Source organism: Archangium sp., from assembly GCF_036388035.1.
In the GTDB taxonomy this organism is placed as follows: domain Bacteria; phylum Myxococcota; class Myxococcia; order Myxococcales; family Myxococcaceae; genus Archangium.
Window position 1 is genome coordinate 1 of sequence record NZ_DASVSO010000579.1, and the last position, 10,095, is coordinate 10,095.

Here is a 10,095-nt window from a genome sequence, read left to right on the forward strand (position 1 = left end):
CTGTGGGCCCCCCTGTGGGTGGAGGGGGGCTGTCTAAATTTGGGAGCGGGGGATGGTGACTGGAAGCGCACACTCGCGCGCCTCTCCTGTCACCCCAGCCCTCCGAGCGGCCAGCGCACCGCTCCCAGGCCTGGCCGTGTCTGGGCAGGGGGGAGGTGACTTGTTATCCGGCATGCACCCTTCCGAGCCACGAGGTCGGCAGGCGAGCAGCCGACGCATGCCCCTCCCCGGGTCGAGCGCTGGCCACCCGAGTGGAGGTCCATCCGTCCGATGAGACCTCTCAGGGAGGGCTGCGCCCTGGAAGGCCTTGAAATTCCACGGAAATTGGTTGGAATTGATTTGAGCTTCAGGTGTTTGCTGCCCGACACCAGGGATAGGGTGGACCGGGAATTCCTTCCGGGCGCGCCGATCCCTCCCACCCAAAGGAAGCAATAACTTGATTCGGACCACTTCCCGCCGCACACGGCTGCCCTTGGGGCTTCTCTCTCTCGTGACCCTCGGCGCCTCCCAGGCGCTGGCGGCTGGCGGCTTCGTCTCCGCTACCGCGAGTGGAAACGACGGCAACACGCCGGCCAAGGCAATCGACGGCAACCTGACCAGCCGCTGGTCCTCGGATGGACGCGGTCAGTGGCTCCAGGGGGACCTGGGTGCGGTGAAGTCCCTCACCGCGCTGGACATCGCCTGGTACCTGGGAAACCAGCGCGCCAGCCGCTTCGCCATCTCCACCTCCACGGACGGCAAGACCTTCAGCCCGGCATTCTCGGGCACCTCCTCCGGTCGGACGGCCTCCGCCGAGCGCTACTCCTTCCCCGCCAAGAGCGCCCGCTATGTGCGCGTGACGGTGGACGGCAACACCCTGAACACCTGGGCGAGCATCTCCGAGCTTGCCGCCATCGCCGGGACGGCGCCGACGCCAACGCCCACTCCGACGCCCACGCCCACGCCTACCCCGACGCCTATCCCGGCTCCGGCGCCCGCGACGGGCAGGGACGTCTTCGGCGTCACGATGCTCTACCCGACGAAGGTGGGCGGCGAGACGTGGTCCCTCCAGGCCGAGGCGCTGAGCGACAAGCGCTTCGACCCGCAGGACACCATCACGCGCAACGCGGACGGCTCCTGGAAGATGAAGAGCACCCAGGTGCGCATGCACGCGCGCACCTCCACCGGGTACGACGCGAGCAAGATTCCCACGTATGACCGGGACGTCCTGGCCAGCCGCGGCTACATGCAGTCGCCCAACGACTGGAAGAACGTGGAGATGACGGGCTTCATCAAGGTGAACACCGTCAGTGACGCGAGCGACAACTTCGCCTGGTACGCCCGCGGTGGCCGTCACAACGACGACCTGGCGTGCGAGGGCTCCTCGTACAAGGGCAGCCTTCACTACGACGGCCGCGTGCGCTGGCAGAAGGAGTCCTGGCACGTGAGCTACGACCAGACCGCCTACCAGACGGGCACCAGCGCGCTCAAGGGCCGCTGGGTGGGCTTCAAGTCCATCATCAAGAACACCACCTACAACGGCAAGCTCGCGGTGAAGCTGGAGATGTGGCTCAACGAGAACGCGGACAAGGTGACGTGGAAGAAGGTCTACGACACCCTGGACTACGGGCAGATTGGCGGCAACTCCACCAACTGCGGCGGTGCCGTGGACGCCATGCCCATCACCTGGGGCGGTCCCCTGGCCACCTTCCGCTGGGACAGCGCCTCGGATGTGGACTTCAAGTGGCTGAGCGTGCGTGAGATCGCCGAATAGCCCGCGAACCCCCCACGGTGGGTGAAGCATCGGGCGCGGGGAGTGTGGCTCCCCGCGCCTTTTTTCTGTTGAAACCCCCAACCCCCCTCGTCACCCGTGCACGGGTGAGGGTACACTGGGGGTCTGTCGATGCCTGCCGTCACTCCTGCCGTAGTCGCGCCCGCTGGGCCCTTGTCGGAGATTGATCCGCTGCTGCGCTCGCTCATTGAACTGGAGCGATCGAGCCCGGATGGGTGCATCGTGGCGCGAGCCGTGCGCGACGAGTCAGGCACGATCGTCGACTTCGAGTTCGTCTTCGTCAACGCCTCGGCGGATCGCCTGTTGAACCCCTCGTTCGGCACGCTCGAGGGGCGGCGGATCACGTCGTTGGCCTCGGGCCCCTCCTGGTTCGCCCGCTACCTCCCCATCGTGGAGACCGGGGAGCCGTGCGTGATGGAGGTGCCCTTCTCCAAGGGAGAGTACTTCATCCGCTCCACGATGGTGCGCTTCCAGGACGGCGTCCTGTCGCGCTTCGTGGACATCACCAATACCAAGCGCAGCGAGCGGGAGCGGGACGCGCTGCTGGTGCAGGAGCACTCGGTGCGCCTGGAGGCCGAGGCCCGGGCGCGGCAGCACCAGGGAGAGCTGAACGCGGTGAAGGGGCGGCTGGCCCAGTCGGAGAAGCTCGCGGTGGTCGGGCAGCTGGCGGCCGGGGTGGGGCATGAGATCAACAACCCGCTGGCCTTCGTCTCGGGCAATCTGCACGTGGCGGTCGAGCAGATCGCGCTGCTGTCGCGCGAGATGGACGGGCCGGCGTCCGAGCGGCTGCGGGAGACGCTCCAGGCGCTGGAGGAGGCGCGCCGGGGCGCCGAGCGCATCCATACGATCGTGAAGGACCTGCGGACGCTGGCGCGCGCGGACGAGACGCGGCTGGTGCCGGTGGACGTCCACGCGGCGCTGGAGTTCAGCCTGACGCTCGCGATGCCGCACCTGCGCCACAAGGCCCAGGTGGAGCGGCAGCTCGGCAAGGTGCCGGCGGTGCGGGCCAACGAGGCGAAGCTGGGTCAGGTGTTCCTCAACCTGCTCATCAACGCGGCGCAGGCCATTCCCGAGGGGGATCCGCTCAACCACCGTGTCACGCTGGTGACGCGGCTCGAGGGGACGCGGGTCGTCGTGGAGGTGCGCGACACCGGCAAGGGGATGACCCCCGAGGTGATGTCGCGCATCTTCGAGCCCTTCTTCACCACCAAGGCCCAGGGCGAGGGCACGGGGCTGGGGCTGTCCATCTGCCAGGGACTCATCCACACGATGGGCGGCGAGATGGGGGTGGAGAGCGAGCCGGGCCGGGGCAGCACGTTCCGGGTGGTGCTGCCGATGAGCGAGACGGACGTCACCGCCACGCCAGCGCCGGCGCGCACCGTGGCGGACGTGCAGGCCCGCAAGCGGGTGCTGGTCGTCGACGACGAGCCGGGCATCGGCTCGGTGATGCGCCGCATCCTCGGCCGGGTGCACGAGGTGATCGTGCTGCAGAGCGGCCGCGAGGCGCTGACGCTGCTGGAGCGGGACGACAACTTCGACCGGGTGTTCTGCGACCTGATGATGGGCGACATGACGGGCATGGACCTGCACGCGCGGCTGGCGGAGAAGGGGTCCGAGTGCCTGTCGCGCTTCGTCTTCATGACGGGGGGCGGCTTCACCGAGCGCGCGCGGGAGTTCCTGCAGTCCGTGTCCGTGCCGCGCATCGACAAGCCGTTCGAGCCGGAAGTCATCCGCTCGCTGGTGGCGCAGGCGCCGCCCCGGTACACCACATAAAGGTTGGGTGGGGGCCGAGCGGGCGTCTATATGGCGCCCCATGGAAGCCCTCGAGCGTTTCTTCCGCATCCGTGAGCGAGGCTCGTCCATCGGGACGGAGCTGCGCGCGGGCCTGGTGACGTTCCTGACCATGGCCTACATCCTGCTCGTCAACCCGCAGATCCTCTCCGAGGCGGGGATGCCGGTGGCGGATGTGACGGTGGCCACGGCGCTGGCGGCGGCGATCGCCACGCTGCTGATGGGGCTGTATGCGAACTTCCCCTTCGCGGCGGCGCCGGGCATGGGGCTCAACGCCTACTTCACCTATGGCGTGGTGAAGGGGCTGGGCGTGGACTGGCGCTTCGCGCTGACGGCGGTGTTTCTCGAGGGCCTGCTGTTCATCGTGCTGTCCTACGGCGGCATCCGCACGGTCATCCTCCAGGCCATTCCGGGGCCCATCAAGCTGGCGACCACCACGGGCATCGGCCTGTTCCTGGCGCTCATCGGGCTGAAGAACGCGGGCCTGGTGGTGGACAGCCCGGCCACGCTGGTGCAACTCGGCGTGCTGCACGCGCCGATGCCGCTGCTCTCGCTGGCGGGGCTGGTGCTCATCGGGGCGCTGGCGGCGCGCAAGGTGAAGGGCGCCCTGTTGATGGGCATCACGGCGGTGGCCGTGGCGGCGTGGACGCTGGGGCTGGCCAAGGCGCCGGAGACCTTCGTGAGCGTGCCGAGCCTGCCGCGCGAGACGTTCTGGGCCTTCGACTTCTCGCAGGTGCTGACGGGGAAGTTCCTCACGGTGATGTTGACGTTCCTGTTCGTGGACGTGTTCGACACGGCGGGCACGTTGCTGGGCGTGGGACGCCTGGGCGGCTTCCTGACGCCGAAGGGGGAGCTGCCCGGAGCGGGTCGGGGCTTCCTGGCGGACGCGGTGGGCACGACGGCGGGCGCGGTGTTCGGCACCAGCGCGGTGACTTGCTACATCGAGTCGGCGGCGGGGGTGGAGGAGGGCGGGCGCACGGGGCTGACGGCGGTGGTGGTGTCGGGGCTCCTCCTGCTCTCGCTCTTCTTCGTGCCGACGTTGGCGGCGATTCCTCCCGTGGCCACGGCGCCGGTGCTGGTGGTGGTGGGCGCGCTGATGATGGGCGGGGCGCGCGAGCTGGAGTGGGGCCGGATGGATGAGGCGCTGCCGGGCTTCCTGACCATCGCGCTGATGCCCTTCACGTACTCCATCGCGAACGGCATCAGCGCGGGCATCGTGTCCTACGCGGCGCTGAAGCTGCTGTCGGGGCGTCCGCGCGAGGCGCACCCGGTGGTGTACGTGCTGGCGGCGCTGCTGGTGTTGCACTACGCCACGAGCGGAGGCGCCTGAGCCCCCTTGGACCGCGGCTGTAAGGAGCGCCTGGAGGGCCCCGTCGCTCTCGGCTGCCCGAGGTACGAGGGAGCGGGCGTGTGTTGTCGGAGTCCGGGCGGCGGGCGCACCTTTGGCCCCAGGAGGCGCTCATGCGCTCACGGACCGTACTCGCCGCCGGGCTCACCCTGGCCACGTTCGCCCTGGGGGCCCGGGCCGCCGAGGACCCCACGCCCCCGGAGTTGAAGGCCGCCGCGGAGCAGGCCACTCCCGGGGATCAGTTCACCGACCAGGCGGGCGGCTCCATTCAAGGCACGGTGAAGGGAGCCACTGGCAACGTCCTCACACTCGACGTGGGCCGGAAGGCGCCGCTGGTGCAGGTCGTCTTGAAGGACGAGGACGCGGTGCCCATCCGCCAGGAGGGACAGCGGCAGGCGCTGGCACTCGAGCAGCTTCGGGAGGGCACGCCCGTCCGCACCCACTTCCGCAGCGAAGGCGGCGTCCGCGTCGCGACCTCCATCGAGGTGCTCGCGCCCAAGAGCCGCCAGACTCCATAGTTCCCGAGTCCAAAGGCCCCGGGTTTCGAGGATGGCCATGGTGCAGTCATGGCCACCGAGATGACGGAAAGGACCCCCGAGCGACGAGACCGGATCCTCCAGGCCCTCGAGAAGCTGCTGGAGATTCCCCCCGCGGACACGCAGACGGCGATGAACCAGGCCGCCCAGTGCGTCCTCGAGCTCACCCTGGCCGACAAGGTCGACGTCTTCCTCTTCGAGCCCTCCTCCACCACCATCGTCGCCGTCGGGACGAGTGACACCCCGATGAGCAGGAAGCAGAAGGCCCTGGGGTTGGATCGCCTTCCGCTCGCCAATGGGGGGCGGTCCGTGGAGGTGTTCCAGACGGGAAAGACGTTTCACCACAACCGCCAGGACGAGGATCCCGAGGAGCTGCCGGGCGTCAAACACCAGCTCGGCGTTCGCTCGCACATCGGGGTCCTCATCGAAGTCGGTGGGGAGCGGCGGGGGGTGCTCGACATCGTGTCCAGCAAACCGGACTTCTTCACCGCCGATGACGTGCGCTTCATCGAGACGGTCGCCCGGTGGGTGGGCGCGGTGGCCCACCGGGTCGAGCTCGTCGAGGCCGTGACGAAGGCCGCCGTGGCCCAGGGGCGCCGGGCCGCCGCCGAGGAGCTCATCACCATCCTGGCGCATGACATGGGCAACCATCTCATCCCCATCCGGATGCGCCTGGAGCTCATCCACCGGCGCGCGGCCCGCGAGCGGGCCTCGGAGTACCTGCGTGACGCCGAGGCGGCAGAGCAGTCGCTCAAGGCACTCGGACGGCTCATCTCCGACCTCATGGACGTGGGGCGGCTGGAGCAGGGCCTCTTCTCCCTCACGCGGTATCCGACGGACCTGGTGGCGATCGCCGAGGAAGTGGCCCGGCTGGCCACCACGCCCGGCAGGGAGGTCCAGCTCACCGGCACGCCGGAATTGGTGGTGGATGCGGATCCCAATCGCCTCCGTCAAGCGCTTGAGAACCTGGTGGCCAACGCGCAGAAGCACTCCCCGGCGGGGCTGCCGGTGATTGTCGACGTCAACCGCCAGCAGCGCCAGGACGGGACATGGGCCTTGCTGTCGGTGAAGGACCAGGGGCCCGGCATCCCCCCGGAGCTGCTGCCTCGGCTCTTCGAGCGCTTCTCCAAGGGGCCCAAGTCCAAGGGGCTGGGGCTCGGGCTGTATCTCGTCCGGAGCATCGCCGAGGCCCATGGGGGCACGCTGACGGTGCAGTCCGAGCCGGGCAAGGGGGCGCTCTTCGTGGTGGCCCTGCCGTTGGTCGAAGAGGGGTAGCTCAACGCGCGTTGGGCAGGGTCTCGAAGGGCCACGCGCGCGTCGCGACGGGTGCGCTCGGGGGGAGCCACAGGTCCGCGAGCCGTTGCGCGAGCCTCCAGGGCTCTCCGCCAGCGCGATTCGTCAGGACGATGACCGTGAGCCGCTGCTCCGGGTACTTCACGATGGCGTTGGTGAAGCCACACGTCTCGCCGTGGTGCGACAGGCGCACCCGTCCCGCGTCCTCGTCGAGGAACCAGCCGAACCCATAGCGCGAGGACGTGCCATCCGGCAGCGTCGCCGGCGTCCACGCGAGCCGCTGGGTGGCCTCGGGGACGAGCGTGTGCGCATCCAGCGCCGCGTCCCAGGCCACCAGCTCCGCCACGGACGAGTAGATGCCGCCATCTCCCAGCACGGCGCTGGTGGGGCTCTGGTCCCTCGGGCGGAAGCCGTTCGCGTCGGCGACATAGCCGTAGGCGCGCCGGGCCACGGTGGAGATGCCCTCCTCGTGGGCGACCGTCGAGCGCATGCCGAGCGGCGTGAAGATGCGCTCGTGGAGGAACCGGGCGAAGGGCATGCCCCCGACGTGCTCCACGAGGAGGGCGAGCACCGCGTAGCCGGAGTTGCTGTAGCGCACCGCGGTCCCGGGCGGGAAGTACGTGCGGTCGGCGCGGGACAGGAGCCCGAGGACGTCGCGGTCCTTCACCTGCACCGTCTGCGTGTCCGGGACGAAGGCCTCGTAGTCCCAGATGCCCGAGGTGTGCTGGAGCAGGTGGCGGACGCGCACCTCGCGCAGGTACGCGGGGAAGCCGGGGAGCACGTCCACCACGCGGTCGTCGTAACGGAGCCTGCCCTCCTCGACGAGGAGCAGGGTGGCCATGGCCGTGAACTGCTTGGTGAGCGAGGCCAGTCGGTACTGGGTCTCCGGCGTGGCGCGCGTGCGCGCGTCGAGGTCCGCCAGTCCCCAGGCGCGGCTGAGGACCACCTGCCCCTGGTGAATCACGACGACACTGGCGCCGGGGCCCTCCGGGCTGTCATAGGCGGCGAAGAGCGGGTCCACGGCGCGCAGGTCCACAGAGAGGGGCGCGCGGGTGCTCGACGTGGCTCCGGCGCACCCGAGGAGCAGGGCGAAGGAGGCGAGGAGGGCGGCGGTCGCGAGGGAATGGTCGGTCATGGGACCGGCATCGATACAGCAGCGCGCCCGGCGTTGTCCCTCCTCAGCGATCCGTCTTGATGCCCAGGGACGGCGCCGGGTTGGTGGTGTTGCGGCGCGGCCGCTGCTCCACGGGCTTGCGCGTGAGCTTCACCGAGACCGCGGGCGCGTCCCCGGCGGACACCTGCCGAGACACCGGCTCGTAGCCGTCCAGCTTCAGCGCCAGCGTCACCGGCGGCGCATCCGGCACGAGCGGCAGCTCCGTCGGCGTCGGCGCACCGTGCGGCTTCCCGTCGATCACCACCACCGCGCCCGCCGGCTCCGTGACCACCTTGAGCGTCACCGGTTGCGGCTCCGAGGCCCGCTCCGGCTGCTTCGGCTGCTCAACGACTCGTATCGGCTCGGGCTGGGCGCGCACCACGGGCTGGGTTTGCGTCACGGGTGGCGCGACGGGCTCGACCGGGGGTTGGCGCAGGAAGATGACCGCGGCCCCCGCGCCGAGCAGCAGCGCTCCCACGCCGGCCAGCACGGGCACCACCGGAAAGCGCCGCGACACCGCGGTGTCCGCCGGCACCATCGTCACCGTGTGCTTGCCGTTGCCGACCGGCACGTACCGGGGTGGCGGGACGACGGGGGTACCCGTCGAGGAGGGAGGAGGCGGTGGCGGCGGCACGGGCCGCTGCGAGAGCGAGCGGACGCTGCTGCGCGACGGGTTGGACTTCGAGTCCAGGTCCGTGTCCTCGGCCAGCTGATCCAGGTTGACCGGATCCGACTCGCGCGCGATGCGCTCGGCGTACACGTCCCGCAGCCAGGCCGACAGGTGCGCGTTGCTGGCCGGCAGCCGGTACTGGAGGATGTAGTCCTCGATGGCCAGCCGGAAGGCCGCGCAGCCCGGGTAGCGCGCCTCGGGGTTGGGCGCCAGCGCCTTGAGCACCAGCTCGTCCAGGCCCGGGGGCAGCTTGGGGTTGAGCTGCGAGGGCGGCGGCACCTGGCAGTCACGCACCAGCCGCAGCGTCATCAGGTCCGACTCGCCCTTGAAGAGGCGCCGGCTCGTGAGCAGCTCCCACAGCACCACGCCCAGGGCGAACAGGTCGCTGCGCCCGTCCACCGGCTGGCCATTGGCCTGCTCCGGCGACATGTAGGGATACTTGCCCTTGAGCACCCCGGTGGCCGTGTGCGAGGCGCTGCCCGCCGCCTTCGCCACGCCGAAGTCGATGACCTTCACACCCCCGTCGAAGCCCACCAGGATGTTCTGCGGCGACACGTCCCGGTGCACCAGCCTCAGCGGCTTGCCCTGCGCGTCGCGCGCCTGGTGCGCGTAGTCCAGCCCCGCCGCCGCCTCCGCGATGATGCGCAGCGCCAGCCCCACCGGCAGCGGCTTGCCCTGCGTGCGCGCGAACTTGTCCATCCGCCGCACGTCATCCCCCTGGACGTACTCCATGGCCAGACAGTGCCGGCCATCGATCTCCGTCAGCTCCAGGATGGTGATGAGGTTGGGGTGCCCCAGCCGGGCCACCAGCCGCGCCTCCTCCAGGAACATCGCGAGGAACTCCTCGTCCTCGGACAGGTGGGGGAGGATCAGCTTGAGGACCACGAGCCGCTCGATGCCCGAGCCCTGCTCGAGTGCCAGGAAGACCTGACCCATTCCGCCGGAGGCAATCTTGCGTAAAAGCTGGTACTTGCCGAAGGGAACGGCCATGACGCGGTACGATAACCCGAGTTCCTAGAATCCGCGAATGTCCGCCGCTTGACTCCTGAATCAGGCGTCGGAGGGCAGGCGAGCCGCCGAGCGAACCGCACTCACGCTTTCAGTTTGTAACCGGAGCGCAACGCGACCCAGGCCACGCCGGTGGCCACCACCGCCACGGCCAGGAGGATGCCGCTGCCCAGCAGGGGGGAGAAGCCGCTGATGCCCAGCATCCCGTAGCGCAGCCCCTCCACCATATAGACCATGGGGTTGAAGAGGCTGATGTGGTTCCAGGGCGAGGGCAGCTCGCGCACCGAGTAGAAGATGCCGCCCAGGAAGGTGAGGGGCAGCATGACGAAGGTGGGGAAGAAGTTGATCTGCTCGAACTTCTCGGCCCACACCGCCGCGAGGATGCCCAGCACGCTGAAGGTGTAGGAGGACAGCAGCAGGAAGACGAGCGTGGCGGGCGCGTGCTCCAGGTGGAAGCCGGTGAAGAGCATGGCCACCGCCCAGGTGAGCCCGCCCACCATCAGCCCGCGTACCATGGCCCCGCCG

At 69.6% G+C, this 10,095-nt stretch carries 8 protein-coding genes; 5 read left to right on the plus strand and 3 right to left on the minus strand.

The genetic code is table 11. The features are described 5' to 3' along the window. Positions 1–490: 490 nt before the first annotated feature. From VF697_RS23480 to VF697_RS23500, 5 genes are all read left to right on the plus strand, one after another. Entirely contained in the window at positions 491–1,753 is a 1,263-nt protein-coding gene (locus VF697_RS23480) for a discoidin domain-containing protein (protein ID WP_331098596.1), read from the plus strand. 171 nt (positions 1,754–1,924) lie between these two features. Beyond that, positions 1,925–3,544 carry an ATP-binding protein gene (locus VF697_RS23485; RefSeq protein WP_331098598.1) on the plus strand — a complete coding sequence of 540 codons (1,620 nt, stop codon included), beginning with the start codon at positions 1,925–1,927 and terminating at the stop codon, positions 3,542–3,544. 40 nt (positions 3,545–3,584) lie between these two features. Further along, positions 3,585–4,892: an NCS2 family permease gene (locus VF697_RS23490; protein ID WP_331098600.1), complete on the plus strand. Its 1,308-nt coding sequence runs from the start codon at positions 3,585–3,587 to the stop codon at positions 4,890–4,892. Between the two features lie 131 nt (positions 4,893–5,023). Next, entirely contained in the window at positions 5,024–5,428 is a 405-nt protein-coding gene (locus VF697_RS23495; protein WP_331098602.1) for a hypothetical protein, read from the plus strand. A 48-nt stretch (positions 5,429–5,476) separates the two neighbouring features. Further along, on the plus strand, positions 5,477–6,721 hold the full coding sequence (locus VF697_RS23500) for a GAF domain-containing sensor histidine kinase (protein WP_331098604.1): 1,245 nt from the start codon (positions 5,477–5,479) through the stop codon (positions 6,719–6,721). Between the two features lies 1 nt (position 6,722). On the opposite strand, the gene VF697_RS23505 is transcribed toward VF697_RS23500, so the two are convergent. The 3 genes from VF697_RS23505 to VF697_RS23515 form a co-directional block, all read right to left on the minus strand. Continuing rightward, the gene (locus VF697_RS23505; protein WP_331098606.1) at positions 6,723–7,874 is read right to left on the minus strand and encodes a serine hydrolase domain-containing protein; all 1,152 of its coding nucleotides are present in this window, start codon (positions 7,872–7,874) and stop codon (positions 6,723–6,725) included. Positions 7,875–7,917: 43 nt separating this feature from the next. Further along, positions 7,918–9,552 carry a serine/threonine-protein kinase gene (locus VF697_RS23510; RefSeq protein ID WP_331098608.1) on the minus strand — a complete coding sequence of 545 codons (1,635 nt, stop codon included), beginning with the start codon at positions 9,550–9,552 and terminating at the stop codon, positions 7,918–7,920. 101 nt (positions 9,553–9,653) lie between these two features. After that, positions 9,654–10,095, minus strand: a 442-nt coding sequence (locus VF697_RS23515; RefSeq protein ID WP_331098610.1) for an ABC transporter permease, incomplete at its 5' end; no start/stop codon positions are given.

Excerpts from the sequence above, each read along its gene's own strand:
- VF697_RS23490 (WP_331098600.1), top strand. The coding sequence starts at position 3,585 with ATGGAAGCCCTCGAGCGTTTCTTCCGCATCCGTGAGCGAGGCTCGTCC.
- VF697_RS23495 (WP_331098602.1), top strand. The coding sequence starts at position 5,024 with ATGCGCTCACGGACCGTACTCGCCGCCGGGCTCACCCTGGCCACGTTC.
- VF697_RS23500 (WP_331098604.1), top strand. The coding sequence starts at position 5,477 with ATGGCCACCGAGATGACGGAAAGGACCCCCGAGCGACGAGACCGGATC.
- VF697_RS23505 (WP_331098606.1), bottom strand. The coding sequence starts at position 7,874 with ATGACCGACCATTCCCTCGCGACCGCCGCCCTCCTCGCCTCCTTCGCC.
- VF697_RS23510 (WP_331098608.1), bottom strand. The coding sequence starts at position 9,552 with ATGGCCGTTCCCTTCGGCAAGTACCAGCTTTTACGCAAGATTGCCTCC.